Consider the following 15,532-nt stretch of genomic DNA (forward strand, 5'->3'; position numbering starts at 1 on the left):
ACCCAGAATTACGAACGCTTGCCGGCGCCGCGGGCAAAACGACGCTCGAGGCGGCTTTGACCAAATGAAAGAACAGTCACCACCGCCAGGTACCAGATGCCGGCCACGATCAGCAGCTCCATGACCCGCGCGTTGGCGTAGTAGATGTTTTGCGCGTTGTGCAGCAGCTCCGAGTACTGGATCACACTGGCCAGGCTGGTCATTTTCACCATGCTGATGAACTCGTTGCCTACAGGCGGAATGATCACTCGCATCGCCTGCGGGAGAATGATCCTACGCAACGCCTGAAGGCTCGGCATGCCGATGGACTTGGCGGCTTCATACTGGCCGGTATCGACCGACAACAGGCCGGCGCGCACCACCTCGGCGGTGTAGGCGCCCTGGTTGATGCTGAGGCCGAGCAGGGCGGCCACGAACGGCGTCATCAGGTCGACGGTGTCGATGCTGAACAGGCCGGGAATCGCGATCACCGGGAAGATCAACGCCAGGTTGAACCACAGCAGCAGCTGCAGGATCAACGGTGTACCGCGAAACAGCCAGGTGTAAGTGATGGCCACGTAACGCAGGATCGGGTTGGCCGACATGCGCATGATCGCGGTGATCACCCCGATCACCACACCCAGTGCCATCGCCAAAATCGACATGACAATGGTGTTCACCAGACCCCAGAGGATGGCCTCAGACGTGAGGAACTGACCGATGTAGGACCATTCGATCTGGCCATTGGCAAATGCGCGCAACAGCGCGGCCAACACGATCACGATCAAGGTGGCAAAAAACATCCGCCCGTAATAACGACGCGGCACGTGTTCGTACTGCGTGATATCGAACTGGTTCTCGGACAACTTGCGCTCGGCTTCCAAGCGCTCTGCCGGGGTTTGGTTCATGGTGAATCTCCAAAAAAAGCGACTACCGCTGTACTCGGTCCAACTGTTGAAACCCGATCCAATGTGGGAGCTGGCTTGCCTGCGAAAGCGCCCGGCCAGACACCTCATCACCCACAGGCTTAAATGCGAAATCCTTGGTAACTCTCTGTCCATTTTTGCTGTTCGGCCAATGCCACTTTCAACCGCCCAATCTGCTCCCGGACCCGCTCCGGCGCCGTCCCACCCCATCCACTGCGGGCTGCAATCGCCGCTTCCAATGTCAGGCAGTCGCGCACCTCAGGCGTCAACCGAGCATCCACCTCCGCCAACATCGCCGGGGAGGCTTCCCACAATTCAATCTCATACTTCTCACAGGCCTGCACCAAGGCGCCGGTAATCTCATGCGCCTCTTTGAACGGCACACCACGGGTGGCCAACCAATCCGCCACTTCCGTCGCCAAGGTAAAACCCATCGGCGCTTGCCTGCGCAGCTCTTCCACCTGCACCTTCATGGTCGCGACCATCCCGGCCATCGCCGGCAACACCAGCAGCAAGGTATCCACACTGTCCAACACGCTGTGCTTGTCTTCACTCAAATCGCGGTTGTACGACAGTGGCAGCGACTTGAGCGTCGACATCAACCCCGTCAGGTTGCCAATCAACCGCCCAGCCTTGCCCCGCGCCAATTCGGCAATGTCCGGGTTCTTCTTCTGCGGCATGATCGAACTGCCCGTAGCGTAGGCATCGTCCAATACCACCCAGCGAAACTGTCGTGACGACCACAGGCAAAACTCTTCGGAAAGACGCGAAATATTTACCCCGAGCATGCCCGCCACAAACAGGAATTCCGCGACATGGTCACGGCTGGCGACGGCGTCGATGGAGTTTTCGCACGGCCCGGTGTAGCCCATTTCCTTGGCTGAATGCTCTGGCTGACGGGCAATCGCAGAACCTGCCATGGCGGCGGCACCCAAGGGTGACAAGGCCGTGCGCGCATCCCAATCCACCAGACGTTGCACATCCCTCAACATTGACTGCGCGTGAGCCAGCAAGTGATGAGCAAACACAATCGGTTGCGCTTGCTGCAAATGGGTAAAGCCGGGGCAGATGCTCTCGATATGCTGCTCGGCCTGTTCCACCAACGCCTGCTGCAAACCCAGCACCTCGGTGGTGATGGTGCGCGCATGGTCGCGTAGGAAAAGCCGCAGGTCATTGGCGGTCTGGTCGTTACGCGAACGCCCGGCGCGCAGCTTGCCGCCCAGGGCGCCGAGGCGCTCAGTCAATACGCGCTCGATGAAGGTGTGTACGTCCTCGTCATCCAGGGTTGGATGCAGGTTGCCGGCAGCGAAATCTGCGCCAATACCATCCAGGGCCTCTAGGGTGCGCAGGGTTTCCGACTCGTCCAGTAAACCGGCGCGCTGCAACTCACGGGCATGGGCACGCGAGCCTGCCAGGTCGTAGGGCGTCAGGCGGAAATAGCGCTCAGGGCAACGGGACAATGCGGCCAATGCAGCAGACGGACCGGTCTTGAAACGAGCGCCCCAAAGGCGGTCGGTGGGCTGGGACATGGGTATTCCTCACGCTTGTTTTTAGAAGAGTCGGAGGCAGTAAAAATAAGTTTTCAACTAGACTGAACCAGCGTCTGACGCGCCGTATTCAAGGTTGCCAAGGGCGGATGTTTATGTTCATTATCGCCGCCTGGCTATGTTCAAGGATTGGGTTGAAGCCTGTTGAATATGGCACTTGAGGTCAACGCGTATTATGGAAACCCCACTTTCCACTTCTGGAAACCTGCCGCCAAAACCCGGCACAAGACCGCCCCTGCAGTTGAGCGGGCTGGACTTCAAATTGCTGCGCGTGTTCATGGCCGTGGTCGAAGCGGGCGGCTTCAGCGCCGCGCAAAACGAGCTGAACGTGGGCCTGGCGGCGATCAGCAAACAGATCTCCGACCTGGAAATCCGCATCGGCATGCGCCTGTGTACACGGGGGCGGGAAGGGTTCGGGCTGACCGAAGAAGGCAAGCTGGTATATCAAGCCTCCATCGAATTATTTACCTCGGTGGACAGTTTTCGCGACAAGCTTAGTTCGGCGCAAAACGAGCTTATTGGCGACCTTAGTGTGGGGGTTATTGATAACACCGTTTCCGACGTTAATTCCCCGCTCATTACTGCACTGGGGAAATTACATAGCGAATCACCCAAGATTAGATTGCGCCTACATGCCTCGCAATTGGACGAAGTTGAACGCGGCGTAGTGGAAGGGCGGCTGATTGTCGGCATCGTGCCTGTGTACCAACGCCGCGAAGAATTCGACTATTTCCCACTGTACGAAGAAAAGGCTCACGCCTACTGTGCTGTAGGACATCCACTGTTCAACGCGAGCGACATCACGCCCGACGTGCTGCGCCAATACGAAGTAGTGAACCACCGGTATGCGATCCACCGCGACAAGGTCAACTTCGTCAACTACGACAGCCAGTCCGCCTCGGCCTCACAAGTCGAAGCCGTCGCGATCCTGATCCTCACTGGCCGTTTCCTCGGCTTCTTGCCCGAACACTACGCCATGCCCTTGGTGAGAGAAGGGCGCCTGCGCGCACTGTGCCCGGAGCAGGTTCACCTCAGCACCGCCTTCAACCTCATCCTGCGCCACAACGCCCCCAGAAGCCCGATGGTAAAAGCCTTCGCCACAGCGTTGGGCGTGGACCTCAAAGCCACGACATAAACACCCGTTGAACACCGATTAACGAGCCGACAAAGATCAAATGTGGGAGTTGTCGAGCCCCAGCGAGGCTACGAAGGGATCGACCCGGGTTCCCTGCCGAATCAGCCATCAGCATCGATACATTTTCCGCCTAGGCAACAAACAAACTGACTTGTATTGTCTTCAGCCAGCCAAAAGGTGGGATGCCCATGACTGAAACAAAAAACAGCCCCCCAGCAAGAAGCACCTGGGACAGCTATTTTCTCCATGGCGAATCAGTGTCTGACGACTTTATGTCTGAGGATGACCGATTGGAGGTTCTGGAATTGAATCAGATAGGTCAGGAACGGCTCGACGCCAGTGAAACGCCCATTCATGTGCCCCTCGACGATCTGATCAACGAGGCTGAGACAGAAACCGTCCGAAAGAATTGAGTTAGGTATCGACGCAGAGCGCGTATAAAAAAGCCCAATCTTCCAGATTGGGCTTAATGAAAACGAGATTTCGGGGCAACGTAATTCAATCTCTCAACCCCTAGCACCCCATGCTAGTGCGCGACTACCGCAGTTGCTTGCGCTTCTTCTTCGCATGAAAATGCCGAAAATGCGCATCCTGCGCCGCCGCCAGCAACTCCCGATCCCCACGCGTATCGCCCCAGGCCCTGAGCCGATACTCGCCCAGGTCCCCATACACCGCTTCAAGCCGCAGCACCTTGTTCTCACACCGGCAGTTGTTCCCGGTGAGCTTGCCGGTCAGTACCCCATCCACCACCTCAAGCTCAGTCCCGATCAACTTGATCCCCAGCCGATTCGCAAACGGCTGCAACACCAACGCCGGCGACGCCGAACACAGCGTGACCTCCGCCCCGGAGCCCAACTCCTGCTCAACCGACAAAACCCCCGTCGGCCGCATCAACCGCGCCCAGGTCTTCTGGCAATACTCCTCGGCCTTTTGCTGCACCCACGCCTTCTCCACCCCGGTCATAAAGGTGCGGATCAACTGCGCCTTCAACTCATCCCGGCTGATCTGCCGCACCAAAAAGCGCAGCCCCGGCACCGCCAGCTTGACCATCCGGCCATAGAACTCGCCAGGGCCGAAGGCAAACTTGAGGAAGGGTACGAAACTGTCGTGGTGGGTCAGGGTGCCGTCGAAGTCAAAGACGGAAAGTACTTTGGCGTCAGCGGGGCCGGCTTCGAGCATGTCTGGGGTCACGGGTTGGCCTCGGTCCTATCTGGTATTTTTTGAGTGTTCATCAGGTGTGACAGCGGGAGTTTACTCCGGTGCCAATCTTCCGACTTTGGCGTAAAGCCACCTCGGTGAAGGCATTCCGATCACTACGCTGATGGCAATTGGGGCACAAGGCTACAGCATTGGTGATGCGATCCGAACCCTTCTGGGCGAGTCGGTGCGCCTGATGTGCTTCAAGACGTGGCAATTCAGCAGGCATAAAAAAGCCCTGAACGTGTCAGGGCTTAATGGGGTTGATGAGCTGAGGAATCAATCCCAGCTCAGCGCGCCGCCAGTCTGGTACTCGATCACACGGGTTTCGAAGAAGTTTTTCTCTTTCTTCAAGTCCATGATCTCGCTCATCCATGGGAACGGGTTAGTCGTCCCTGGATACTCTTCCTTCAAGCCAATCTGCGACAGACGACGGTTGGCGATGAACTTGAGGTAGTCCTCCATCATCGCCGCGTTCATCCCCAGCACGCCACGCGGCATGGTATCGCGCGCATATTCAATCTCCAGCTGAGTCCCTTGCAGGATCATCTGAGTCGCTTCTTCCTTCATCTCGGCATCCCACAGGTGTGGGTTTTCGATTTTGATCTGGTTGATCACATCGATACCGAAGTTCAGGTGCATCGACTCATCGCGCAGGATGTACTGGAACTGCTCGGCGACGCCGGTCATTTTGTTGCGACGGCCCATGGACAGGATCTGGGTGAAGCCGCAGTAGAAGAAGATGCCTTCCAGCACGCAGTAGTAGGCGACCAGGTTACGCAGCAGCTCTTTGTCGGTCTCGACGGTGCCGGTTTCGAACTTCGGATCGGAGATCGAACGGGTGTACTTCAGGCCCCAGGCGGCTTTTTTCGCGACCGAAGGGATCTCGTGGTACATGTTGAAGATCTCGCCTTCATCCATGGCCAGCGATTCGATGCAGTACTGGTAGGCGTGGGTGTGGATCGCCTCTTCGAAGGCCTGGCGCAGGATGTACTGGCGGCACTCCGGGTTGGTGATCAGGCGGTACACGGCCAGCACCAGGTTGTTGGCGACCAGGGAGTCAGCGGTGGAGAAGAAGCCCAGGTTACGCATGACGATGCGGCGTTCGTCGTCGGTCAGGCCTTCGGGGTTTTTCCACAGCGCGATGTCGGCGGTCATGTTGACCTCTTGCGGCATCCAGTGGTTGGCGCAGCCGTCGAGGTACTTCTGCCAGGCCCAGTCGTACTTGAAGGGTACGAGTTGGTTGAGGTCGGCGCGGCAGTTGATCATGCGTTTTTCGTCAACGGCGACGCGGGCGGCGGAGCCTTCCAGCTCGGCGAGGCCTTCGGCGACGTCGAGTTTGTCGAGGGCGGCCTTGGCGCGCACGATGGCGGCGGAGTCACTGGCGGTGACGGCGCGGGCTTCGATGGCGGCGGCAGCGCCGGCACCGTCGAGGCGGTCCATGTTGGCTTCGGTGGCGTGGCCGGCGTTGGCGCCTTTGGTGGCTACTTCGCCTTCTTCTTCTTTGTCGAATTCGTCCCAGCTCAGCATGACGTGTCGTCTCCTGCGTGAGGGCTCAAAGGTGCCCGTGTGAAACCGGATGGTTGGGTGTTCACACGGCCCTGAGGCCGCGGTGGATCTTAAGGAATCGTTTGTTGCAGCTAGCGCACGCATTAAACGGAATAGGGTTACGGGTGGTCTGCGTGAGGCTTGAGGTGCGGAGCGGTAGGTGCTTGCTCCAGCGGGAGGCCTCAGGTCTGGCTCTTCATCCCAGTGTAAAGGGATATTGCAGGCCCGATTTACCCGCGCATTATAGGGAAAAAATCGACTTTGTGTTGTGGCGGATGGTCACGGATCGCAGACAAAAAGCCTGCTTTTCAAGCCAGGACGCGGGTTTGCTGGGGTTGGCCGAAGGGACGAGCGGCGGGATTTTTTTCGAGGGGGCACAACGAGGTAAGGAGGGGGCGGGTTCTTTGCCGCAAGAACGATTTCTTGCGGCGAATAAGGGCAGGTTCAGATCGAACGCATCAGGTTATTACCCGTTAGAGCAACCATTGCCCATCACGTGGTAATTAAGAATATGGCGCTGACCTTGTGAGTCTTCATATTCCATCTTCACCGGTACAACTTCGCAGACTTCCGGAATAGTGCTCATGGACAATACTTTGGCAACATCCAAGTGGGTGCTGTAAGTGTAGTCCTCGACGATCGGGGTGTTGCGGCCAGCTACGTCAGTCGGGGCTTCGTCGGCCAGGGCGGCGGTGGCGCACAAGCTGCTGAGGGCCATAACTACTAAAGCTTTCATTTCTCTATTTACCTTATTCAGGGCGAGTGGGGTCACGGGGCCCTTGTGAGGCCGCGTGTGTAACTTGAAAGTTGGGAGGTTCGGATTAACGTTGCCTTCGTGGGGGCTGTTGCGTTGTTAATCACTGCTGTGTTTAACCACAGTGTCATGTTGACGGAAGTGATTTTAGGCCTGCGGGTTATATTCATATACCCGTACTTTTGATAAACACTATTGGCGGTTTTTGTAACAATCCCGTGGTAAAGCTTTTTTCACAAAGCGGCCAAGCGCCGCAGCCCGCGGGCTAGAGGTGCACAAGGGGATACCAGGGCAATTTGTAGGGGCTTGTTACTACCATCGTCGAATGGTTCTATAGGTCGGCCCCGGCTACAACAGGGCCATACAAAAACAACTATGTCACCGAGGTAAGAAAGATGAGTGCGGCTTCCCTGTACCCCGTTCGCCCCGAAGTAGCAGCCAACACGCTGACCGACGAGGCGACCTACAAGGCCATGTACCAGCAGTCGGTGGTCAATCCCGATGGCTTCTGGCGCGAGCAAGCCAAGCGCCTTGACTGGATCAAGCCTTTCACCACGGTGAAGCAGACCTCGTTCGACGATCACCATGTCGACATCAAGTGGTTCGCCGATGGCACCCTGAACGTTTCCTACAACTGCCTGGACCGTCACCTCGCCGAGCGCGGTGACCAGGCGGCCATCATCTGGGAGGGCGACGACCCTGCCGAGAGCCGCACCATCACCTACCGTGAGCTGCATGAAGAAGTCTGCAAGTTCGCCAACGCCCTGCGCGGCCAGGATGTGCATCGCGGCGACGTGGTGACTATCTATATGCCGATGATCCCCGAAGCCGTGGTCGCCATGCTGGCGTGTACCCGCATCGGCGCGATCCATTCCGTGGTGTTTGGCGGTTTCTCGCCGGAAGCCCTGGCCGGTCGCATCATCGACTGTAAGTCGAAGGTGGTGATCACCGCCGACGAAGGCATCCGCGCCGGTAAGAAGATTCCGCTGAAGGCCAACGTCGACGACGCCCTGACCAACCCGGAAACCAGCAGCATCCAGAAGGTCATCGTCTGCAAGCGCACCAATGGCAACATCAAGTGGAACCAGCATCGCGACATCTGGTACGAAGACCTGATGAAAGTGGCGGGCACTGTGTGTGCGCCAAAAGAGATGGGCGCCGAAGAAGCGCTGTTCATCCTCTACACCTCGGGTTCCACCGGCAAGCCCAAGGGCGTACAGCACACTACCGGCGGCTACCTGCTGTATGCGTCCCTGACCCATGAGCGCGTGTTCGACTACCGCCCAGGCGAAATCTACTGGTGCACCGCCGACGTCGGCTGGGTCACTGGCCATACGTATATTGTCTACGGCCCGCTGGCCAATGGCGCGACCACGCTGCTGTTCGAAGGCGTGCCGAACTACCCGGATATCACGCGGGTGGCGAAGATCGTCGACAAGCACAAGGTCAATATCCTCTACACGGCACCGACTGCCATCCGCGCCATGATGGCGTCCGGCACTGCGGCGTGCGAAGGCGCAGACGGCAGCAGCCTGCGCCTGCTCGGTTCGGTGGGTGAGCCGATCAACCCTGAGGCGTGGGACTGGTACTACAAGAACGTCGGCCAATCCCGTTGCCCGATTGTCGACACCTGGTGGCAGACCGAAACCGGCGGCAACATGATGAGCCCGCTGCCGGGCGCCCATGCGCTCAAGCCGGGTTCGGCGGCACGGCCATTCTTCGGCGTGGTGCCGGCGCTGGTGGATAACCTGGGCAACCTGATCGAAGGCGCTGCCGAAGGCAACCTGGTGATCCTCGATTCGTGGCCAGGCCAGGCACGTACGTTGTACGGCGACCATGACCGCTTCGTCGACACCTACTTCAAGACCTTCCGTGGCATGTACTTCACCGGTGACGGTGCGCGTCGTGACGAAGACGGTTACTACTGGATCACCGGCCGCGTGGATGACGTGTTGAACGTATCCGGCCACCGCATGGGCACCGCCGAGATCGAAAGCGCCATGGTTGCCCACCCGAAAGTCGCCGAGGCTGCCGTCGTCGGTGTGCCGCACGACATCAAGGGCCAGGGCATCTATGTGTATGTCACCCTCAAGAACGGCGAAGAGCCCAACGAAGCCCTGCGCCTGGAGCTGAAAAACTGGGTGCGCAAGGAAATCGGGCCGATCGCTTCGCCGGATGTGATCCAGTGGGCACCGGGCTTGCCGAAGACGCGCTCGGGGAAAATCATGCGCCGTATCCTGCGCAAGATTGCCACGGCCGAGTACGACGGGCTGGGGGATATCTCCACACTGGCGGACCCAGGCGTGGTCGCGCATTTGATTGAGACGCACAAGACCATGAACGTCGCGTAAGGCGCGATAGTCAGATAAAGCCCCATTCGGTGTGGACCGCGTGGGGCTTTTTTATGGAGGCATTGCAAGCAGCGGAGATCACCTGTGGGAGCGGGCTTGCTCGCGAATGCGGTGGATCAGTTGGCTCATAGGTAGCTGACCCAACGCATTCGCGAGCAAGCCCGCTCCCACATTTTGAGTGCATTTCATGGCGAGTATTGGTGGTGGTCCGACAGACGCACATAACCACCAAGCCAATAAATATCGGTTTCTCTCGTAGGAGGTTCCTTAATGTTACCGTCGAACGCAAATGTGTAACCCGCCGCCCAAACATGAGGCAAAGTGCTACGCCCATGCCCCGAAAAACCGCGTTTTAGACACCCCGGTAAATAAGATTAAACGCCAGACTTGCCGTGCTAGAAGGGTTTGCGAATAATAGGCCCGCAATTTGCAGCGTCTACAGGTTTAATGTCTTTTGTCTCTGCATAAAAAACAGGGGCTGTCAATGAGCTGGAACCGCTTTCTCGGTGCTTCTGTAAATTGTTGTCGCATTGAGGAAATATCGGCTTCCGGCCTGTCGTTAGAATGCCGATCACTCGCTCGTCGTCTCCAGTGTGTAGCTGGTGTAGGACGCAGCACCGCAATTCGGTTTCCCTTAAGTCGCATCGTGGGCCATGGCTCATACTGCTGTTTTGCCCTATACCGATGGAGTCCCAAGATGAAGAAACTCGTGCTGTTGGGCGCCCTGGCGCTGTCCGTGCTGTCCATGCAGGCTTTCGCTGAAGGCAAGCCCCTGAAAATTGGTATCGAAGCGGCTTACCCTCCGTTTGCCTCCAAAGCCCCCGATGGCAGCATCGTCGGTTTTGACTACGACATCGGCAACGCCCTGTGCAAGCAGATGGACGTGAAGTGCACTTGGGTCGAGCAAGAATTCGACGGCCTGATCCCTGCGCTGAAAGTGCGCAAGATCGACGCCATCCTGTCGTCCATGTCCATCACCGAAGACCGCAAGAAGTCCGTGGACTTCACCAACCGCTACTACCTGAGCCCAGCGCAGCTGGTGATGAAGGAAGGCACCACCGTCAGCGACAGCCTGGATGAATTGAAGGGCAAGAAGATCGGTGTGCAACGCGGTTCGATCCACGATCGTTTCGCCAAGGAAGTCCTGGCCCCTAAAGGCGCCACGGTTGTGCCTTACAGCTCGCAGAACGAAATCTACCTGGACGTGGAAGCCGGTCGCCTCGACGGCACCGTGGCCGACGCCACCCTGCTGCAAGACGGCTTCCTGAAGACCCCAGCCGGTAAAGGCTACGCGTTCGTGGGCCCACAGTTCACCGACGCCAAGTACTTCGGTGACGGCATCGGCATCGCCGTACGCAAAGGCGACAAGGAAAACCTCGACCGCATCAACGCAGCCATTGCCGCGATCCGTGCCAACGGTGAGTACAAGAAAATCCAGGACAAGTACTTCGACTTCGATATCTACGGCGCTGACGCCAAGTAAATCGTCGCAGCGGTCTGTCCGAAATGGCGCAAGCAACAGAATTCCTGAGGTTTGCGCCATTTTTTCATCCCCCTTTTCGAGGACCTGAATCATGTTGAAAGGCTACGGGGCCGTCATCCTCGATGGCGCATGGTTGACGCTTCAGCTCGCCTTGTCGTCCATGGCCTTGGCCATCGTTCTGGGTCTGATCGGGGTCGCGTTACGCCTGTCGCCGGTGCGCTGGTTGGCCTGGCTGGGTGACTTGTACTCCACGGTGATCCGCGGGATCCCCGACCTGGTGCTGATCCTGCTGATTTTCTACGGCGGTCAGGACCTGCTCAACCGCGTCGCGCCGATGCTGGGCTACGACGACTATATCGACTTGAACCCCTTGGCCGCCGGTATCGGCACCCTGGGTTTCATCTTTGGCGCCTACCTGTCGGAAACCTTCCGCGGCGCCTTCATGGCCATTCCCAAGGGCCAGGCCGAAGCCGGCCTTGCGTATGGCATGAGCAGTTTCCAGGTGTTTTTCCGGGTGATGGTGCCGCAGATGATCCGACTGGCGATCCCCGGCTTCACCAACAACTGGCTGGTCCTCACCAAGGCGACTGCACTGATTTCGGTGGTGGGCCTGCAAGACATGATGTTCAAGGCCAAGCAGGCGGCAGACGCCACCCGCGAGCCTTTTACCTTCTTCCTCGCAGTGGCGGCGATGTACCTGGTGATCACCAGCGTGTCGTTGCTGGCCCTGCGTCATCTTGAGAAGCGCTACTCGGTAGGCGTAAGGGCGGCTGATCTATGATCTTCGACTACAACGTCATCTGGGAGGCCATGCCGCTGTACCTTGGCGGCCTGCTGACCACCCTGAAACTGCTCGCCATCTCGCTGTTCTTCGGCCTGCTTGCCGCCTTGCCTTTGGGCTTGATGCGCGTGTCCAAGCAGCCGATCGTCAATGGCGCGGCCTGGCTCTACACCTACGTGATCCGTGGCACGCCGATGCTGGTGCAGCTGTTTTTGATCTACTACGGTTTGGCCCAGTTCGAAGCCGTGCGCGAAAGTTTTATGTGGCCACTGCTGTCCAGCGCCACGTTCTGTGCGTGCCTGGCGTTTGCAATCAACACCAGCGCCTACACCGCCGAGATCATTGCCGGTAGCCTCAAGGCCACGCCCAATGGCGAGATCGAAGCGGCCAAGGCCATGGGCATGTCGCGCTACAAGCTGTATCGCCGCATCCTGCTGCCATCGGCCTTGCGCCGGGCGCTGCCGCAGTACAGCAACGAAGTGATCATGATGCTGCAGACCACCAGTCTTGCGTCCATCGTCACCCTGATTGACATCACCGGTGCCGCACGTACGGTGAACGCCCAGTTCTACCTGCCGTTCGAAGCCTACATCACCGCCGGCGTGTTCTACCTGTGCCTGACCTTCATCCTGGTGCGCCTGTTCAAGTTGGCCGAGCGCCGCTGGCTGAGCTACCTGGCTCCACGGAAGCACTGATATGGAACGTATCGATCATCGGTTGCCTTGGGGGCACCTGGGCTGCGAGCGCCAACTGAGCGTATTCCGTTTCGGCCAGGGCGAGCGCAAGGCCTATATCCAGGCCAGCCTGCACGCTGATGAATTGCCCGGCATGCGCGCCGCGTGGGAGCTGAAAAAGCGCCTCACCGAACTGGAACAGCAAGGCGCGCTCAACGGTGTGATCGAGCTGGTGCCGGTGGCCAACCCGATGGGCTTGGGCCAACTGCTGCAAGGCAGTCACCAGGGACGTTTCGAGGTGGGCAGCGGCAAGAATTTCAATCGCGACTTCGTGGAGTTGAGCGAGCCGGTTGCCGAGTTGCTCAACGGCAAGCTGGGCGATGATCCTCACGCCAATGTGCGCATGATCCGTCAAGCAATGGCTGACGCGCTCAATGCGTTGCCCGAGCCAAGCAGCCAGCTGCAAGGCATGCAGCGTATATTGCTGAGCCATGCCTGCACCGCCGATGTGGTGCTCGACCTGCACTGCGACGCCGAAGCCGCCCTGCACATGTATGCACTGCCTCAGCATTGGCCGCAGTGGCGTTCGTTGTCGGCGCATTTGAATGTGAAGGTCGGCCTGCTGGCGGAAGACTCCGGTGGCAGTTCGTTCGATGAGGCCTGTTCGCTGCCATGGCTGCGTCTGTCCCAGATGTTTCCTGAGGCGCAAATCCCGTTGGCCTGCCTGGCGACTACGCTTGAGCTGGGCGGCCAGGCCGATACCGGGCGTGACGAGGCGATTTTCCACGCCGAAGGTATTCTCGCGTTCCTTGCTGAGCAGGGCCTGATCAAGGGCGAATGGCCTGCTCCGCAATTCGAACCTTGCGAAGGCGTGCCTTTCGAGGGCACCGAATTGTTGTTCGCGCCCCACGCCGGGGTGATCAGCTACCTGCGTAAAGCCGGTGAGTGGATCGAAAAAGGCGAGCCGATTTTTGAAGTGATTGACCCCCTGGAAGACCGCGTGAGTACTATTTGCGCAGGTACTTCGGGGGTGTTGTTTGCCGTTGAACGGCTACGTTATGCCCAAGCGGGTTTCTGGCTGGCCAAGGTGGCGGGGCGCGAAGCGCTGCGTCACGGGCGCTTGCTCAACGACTGACCACCTGTTTTTGTGAGAACCGACCGCATGTACAAACTTGAAGTCCAAGACCTGCATAAACGCTATGGCAGTCATGAAGTGCTCAAAGGCGTGTCCCTGGCCGCCGCAGCCGGTGATGTGATCAGCATCATCGGTTCCAGTGGTTCGGGCAAAAGTACTTTTTTGCGCTGCATCAACCTGCTGGAGCAGCCTCACGCCGGCAAGATCCTGCTCAACAACGAAGAGCTGAAGCTGGTCGCCAACAAGGACGGCGCCATGAAGGCTGCCGACCCTAAACAACTGCAGCGCATGCGTTCGCGCCTGTCCATGGTGTTCCAGCACTTCAACCTGTGGTCGCACATGACCGCGCTTGAAAACGTGATGGAAGCCCCGGTGCACGTGCTGGGCATGTCGAAGAAAGAAGCCCGTGAAAAGGCCGAGCATTACCTGGCCAAGGTCGGCGTGGGCCATCGTAAGGATGCGTTCCCTGGCCACATGTCTGGCGGCGAGCAGCAGCGGGTGGCTATCGCTCGCGCCCTGGCGATGGAACCGGAGGTGATGCTGTTCGACGAACCCACCTCGGCCCTCGACCCGGAACTGGTCGGTGAAGTACTCAAGGTGATGCAGGACCTGGCCCAGGAAGGCCGCACCATGGTGGTGGTGACCCACGAAATGGGTTTTGCCCGTGAAGTGTCGAACCAGCTGGTGTTCTTGCACAAAGGTATCGTCGAAGAGCGGGGCAACCCGCGTGAGGTGCTGGTGAACCCGCAGTCCGAGCGTTTGCAGCAGTTCTTGTCCGGTAGCTTGAAATAATCAAGGCTGCTTTTGTGCACTGAATTAGTGCATTATCGGAAATCTTGAGGTTAGCTCAAATCCCCTGTGGGAGCGGGCTTGCTCGCGAAAGCGGTACATCAGATATACATGTATCAACTGAAACACCGCTTTCGCGAGCAAGCCCGCTCCCACATTGGTTCTTCATCGTTTTTAAGATTTGTGTTGGTTTACCGGCTAGCATTAGCCCCTGTCTTCATTACTGTTACTCGCTTCGGATAGCCCTCCATGACCGCCCATCGCATTGGTTTCCTGATTTGGCCCAGCACAAAAGCACTCACGCTTGCGCTGGCTGAGGAGGCCTTGCGCGTTGCCCAGCGGGTGCATCCGGACGTGGTCTACGAGCTGTCGTTCCTGCAGGCCGAACCTGCGACCGAAGGCGCCTGGCAATTGCCGGGAGAGCCATGGGCCGGCAAGCTGGAAGGGTTCCAGAAGCTGTTCCTGTTGGCCGATGAGCCGCCTACGGTCATTGCTTCCCAACTGAGCACCGCCCTCAAACAGCTTGTTCGGGCGGGATGCGTGATCGGCGGCTTGTCGGCCGGTGTGTACCCACTGGCCCAACTCGGCCTGCTCGACGGCTACCGCGCCGCCGTGCACTGGCGCTGGCAGGACGATTTCGCCGAGCGTTTCCCCAAGGTCATCGCCACCAGCCATCTGTTCGACTGGGACCGCGATCGCCTCACCGCCTGCGGTGGCATGTCGGTGCTCGACCTGTTGCTGGCAGTATTGGCCCGTGATCATGGCGCCGAACTGGCCGGTGCGGTGTCCGAAGAACTGGTGGTGGAGCGCATCCGCGAAGGCGGCGAGCGCCAGCGCATTCCGTTGCAAAACCGCCTGGGCTCCAGCCACCCCAAGCTGACCCAGGCTGTGTTGCTGATGGAAGCGAATATCGAAGAACCGTTGACCACTGACGAAATCGCCCAGCACGTCTGTGTGTCGCGACGACAACTGGAACGCATCTTCAAGCAATACCTCAACCGCGTCCCCAGCCAGTACTACCTGGAACTGCGCCTGAACAAGGCGCGCCAGATGCTCATGCAAACCAGCAAGTCGATCATCCAGATCGGCCTGTCGTGCGGCTTCTCCTCGGGGCCGCATTTCTCCAGTGCCTACCGCAATTTCTTCGGCGCCACCCCCCGTGAAGACCGCAACCAGCGACGTAGCAGCAGCCCGTTCGAGCTGTCGTCGGTGCCGGCCGAGCGGGGCTAGCCG

Annotated in this window: 14 protein-coding genes and 1 pseudogene; 9 read left to right on the top strand and 6 right to left on the bottom strand. The window is 58.7% G+C overall.

From position 1 onward, the window contains the following. Positions 1 to 8: 8 nt before the first annotated feature. Positions 9 to 887: an amino acid ABC transporter permease gene (locus HX823_RS02265; RefSeq protein WP_016979819.1), complete on the bottom strand. Its 879-nt coding sequence runs from the start codon at positions 885 to 887 to the stop codon at positions 9 to 11. Between the two features lie 119 nt (positions 888 to 1,006). Then, a complete protein-coding gene (argH, locus tag HX823_RS02270) occupies positions 1,007 to 2,434 on the bottom strand; it encodes an argininosuccinate lyase (protein WP_177074031.1) in 1,428 nt (475 codons plus the stop codon). A gap of 193 nt (positions 2,435 to 2,627) precedes the next feature. On the opposite strand from argH, the gene HX823_RS02275 reads away from it, so the two are divergent. Continuing rightward, positions 2,628 to 3,587: a LysR family transcriptional regulator gene (locus tag HX823_RS02275; RefSeq protein ID WP_177074032.1), complete on the top strand. Its 960-nt coding sequence runs from the start codon at positions 2,628 to 2,630 to the stop codon at positions 3,585 to 3,587. Positions 3,588 to 3,775: 188 nt separating this feature from the next. Further along, positions 3,776 to 4,000, top strand: coding sequence for a hypothetical protein (locus tag HX823_RS02280; protein WP_177074033.1), 225 nt, complete (start codon positions 3,776 to 3,778; stop codon positions 3,998 to 4,000). A 124-nt stretch (positions 4,001 to 4,124) separates the two neighbouring features. On the opposite strand, the gene HX823_RS02285 is transcribed toward HX823_RS02280, so the two are convergent. The 4 genes and pseudogenes from HX823_RS02285 to HX823_RS02300 form a co-directional block, all read right to left on the bottom strand. Next, positions 4,125 to 4,766, bottom strand: a complete 642-nt coding sequence (locus tag HX823_RS02285) for an HAD-IB family hydrolase (RefSeq protein ID WP_038846731.1) — start codon at positions 4,764 to 4,766, stop codon at positions 4,125 to 4,127. A gap of 72 nt (positions 4,767 to 4,838) precedes the next feature. After that, a pseudogene (locus HX823_RS02290) lies at positions 4,839 to 5,001 on the bottom strand (HNH endonuclease); the annotation flags it as partial. 62 nt (positions 5,002 to 5,063) lie between these two features. Next, a complete protein-coding gene (locus HX823_RS02295; protein WP_005790649.1) occupies positions 5,064 to 6,314 on the bottom strand; it encodes a ribonucleotide-diphosphate reductase subunit beta in 1,251 nt (416 codons plus the stop codon). A 484-nt stretch (positions 6,315 to 6,798) separates the two neighbouring features. Further along, a complete protein-coding gene (locus tag HX823_RS02300; RefSeq protein ID WP_038850351.1) occupies positions 6,799 to 7,068 on the bottom strand; it encodes a DUF2790 domain-containing protein in 270 nt (89 codons plus the stop codon). Positions 7,069 to 7,481: 413 nt separating this feature from the next. Between HX823_RS02300 and acs the strand changes: the two genes are divergently transcribed. The 7 genes from acs to argR all read left to right on the top strand — a co-directional run bounded on the left by acs (position 7,482) and on the right by argR (position 15,529). Further along, positions 7,482 to 9,437, top strand: a complete 1,956-nt coding sequence (acs, locus tag HX823_RS02305) for an acetate--CoA ligase (RefSeq protein WP_033902234.1) — start codon at positions 7,482 to 7,484, stop codon at positions 9,435 to 9,437. Positions 9,438 to 10,134: 697 nt separating this feature from the next. Beyond that, on the top strand, positions 10,135 to 10,920 hold the full coding sequence (locus HX823_RS02310; protein ID WP_033901307.1) for an ABC transporter substrate-binding protein: 786 nt from the start codon (positions 10,135 to 10,137) through the stop codon (positions 10,918 to 10,920). Positions 10,921 to 11,011: 91 nt separating this feature from the next. Beyond that, on the top strand, positions 11,012 to 11,701 hold the full coding sequence (locus HX823_RS02315; RefSeq protein WP_010208305.1) for an ABC transporter permease: 690 nt from the start codon (positions 11,012 to 11,014) through the stop codon (positions 11,699 to 11,701). Continuing rightward, positions 11,698 to 12,396 (top strand): ABC transporter permease, encoded by a 699-nt coding sequence (locus tag HX823_RS02320; protein ID WP_038848988.1) that lies wholly within the window; start codon positions 11,698 to 11,700, stop codon positions 12,394 to 12,396. Before HX823_RS02315 ends, HX823_RS02320 begins: the two co-directional genes overlap by 4 nt. 1 nt (position 12,397) lies before the next feature. Then, positions 12,398 to 13,510, top strand: coding sequence for a succinylglutamate desuccinylase/aspartoacylase family protein (locus HX823_RS02325; protein WP_177074034.1), 1,113 nt, complete (start codon positions 12,398 to 12,400; stop codon positions 13,508 to 13,510). Positions 13,511 to 13,537: 27 nt separating this feature from the next. Beyond that, positions 13,538 to 14,302, top strand: coding sequence for an ABC transporter ATP-binding protein (locus HX823_RS02330; RefSeq protein WP_005790637.1), 765 nt, complete (start codon positions 13,538 to 13,540; stop codon positions 14,300 to 14,302). 246 nt (positions 14,303 to 14,548) lie between these two features. Further along, on the top strand, positions 14,549 to 15,529 hold the full coding sequence (gene argR / locus HX823_RS02335) for a transcriptional regulator ArgR (protein ID WP_038848984.1): 981 nt from the start codon (positions 14,549 to 14,551) through the stop codon (positions 15,527 to 15,529). Positions 15,530 to 15,532 lie beyond the last annotated feature (3 nt).

Source organism: Pseudomonas sp. P7759, from assembly GCF_013386445.1.
In the GTDB taxonomy this organism is placed as follows: Bacteria; Pseudomonadota; Gammaproteobacteria; order Pseudomonadales; family Pseudomonadaceae; genus Aquipseudomonas; species Aquipseudomonas azotoformans_A.

What these genes read in the sequence shown, in the direction of transcription:
- HX823_RS02265 (WP_016979819.1), bottom strand. Translation starts at nt 887, where the DNA reads ATGAACCAAACCCCGGCAGAGCGCTTGGAAGCCGAGCGCAAGTTGTCC.
- argH (WP_177074031.1), bottom strand. Translation starts at nt 2,434, where the DNA reads ATGTCCCAGCCCACCGACCGCCTTTGGGGCGCTCGTTTCAAGACCGGT.
- HX823_RS02275 (WP_177074032.1), top strand. Translation starts at nt 2,628, where the DNA reads ATGGAAACCCCACTTTCCACTTCTGGAAACCTGCCGCCAAAACCCGGC.
- HX823_RS02280 (WP_177074033.1), top strand. Translation starts at nt 3,776, where the DNA reads ATGACTGAAACAAAAAACAGCCCCCCAGCAAGAAGCACCTGGGACAGC.
- HX823_RS02285 (WP_038846731.1), bottom strand. Translation starts at nt 4,766, where the DNA reads ATGCTCGAAGCCGGCCCCGCTGACGCCAAAGTACTTTCCGTCTTTGAC.
- HX823_RS02295 (WP_005790649.1), bottom strand. Translation starts at nt 6,314, where the DNA reads ATGCTGAGCTGGGACGAATTCGACAAAGAAGAAGAAGGCGAAGTAGCC.
- HX823_RS02300 (WP_038850351.1), bottom strand. Translation starts at nt 7,068, where the DNA reads ATGAAAGCTTTAGTAGTTATGGCCCTCAGCAGCTTGTGCGCCACCGCC.
- acs (WP_033902234.1), top strand. Translation starts at nt 7,482, where the DNA reads ATGAGTGCGGCTTCCCTGTACCCCGTTCGCCCCGAAGTAGCAGCCAAC.
- HX823_RS02310 (WP_033901307.1), top strand. Translation starts at nt 10,135, where the DNA reads ATGAAGAAACTCGTGCTGTTGGGCGCCCTGGCGCTGTCCGTGCTGTCC.
- HX823_RS02315 (WP_010208305.1), top strand. Translation starts at nt 11,012, where the DNA reads ATGTTGAAAGGCTACGGGGCCGTCATCCTCGATGGCGCATGGTTGACG.
- HX823_RS02320 (WP_038848988.1), top strand. Translation starts at nt 11,698, where the DNA reads ATGATCTTCGACTACAACGTCATCTGGGAGGCCATGCCGCTGTACCTT.
- HX823_RS02325 (WP_177074034.1), top strand. Translation starts at nt 12,398, where the DNA reads ATGGAACGTATCGATCATCGGTTGCCTTGGGGGCACCTGGGCTGCGAG.
- HX823_RS02330 (WP_005790637.1), top strand. Translation starts at nt 13,538, where the DNA reads ATGTACAAACTTGAAGTCCAAGACCTGCATAAACGCTATGGCAGTCAT.
- argR (WP_038848984.1), top strand. Translation starts at nt 14,549, where the DNA reads ATGACCGCCCATCGCATTGGTTTCCTGATTTGGCCCAGCACAAAAGCA.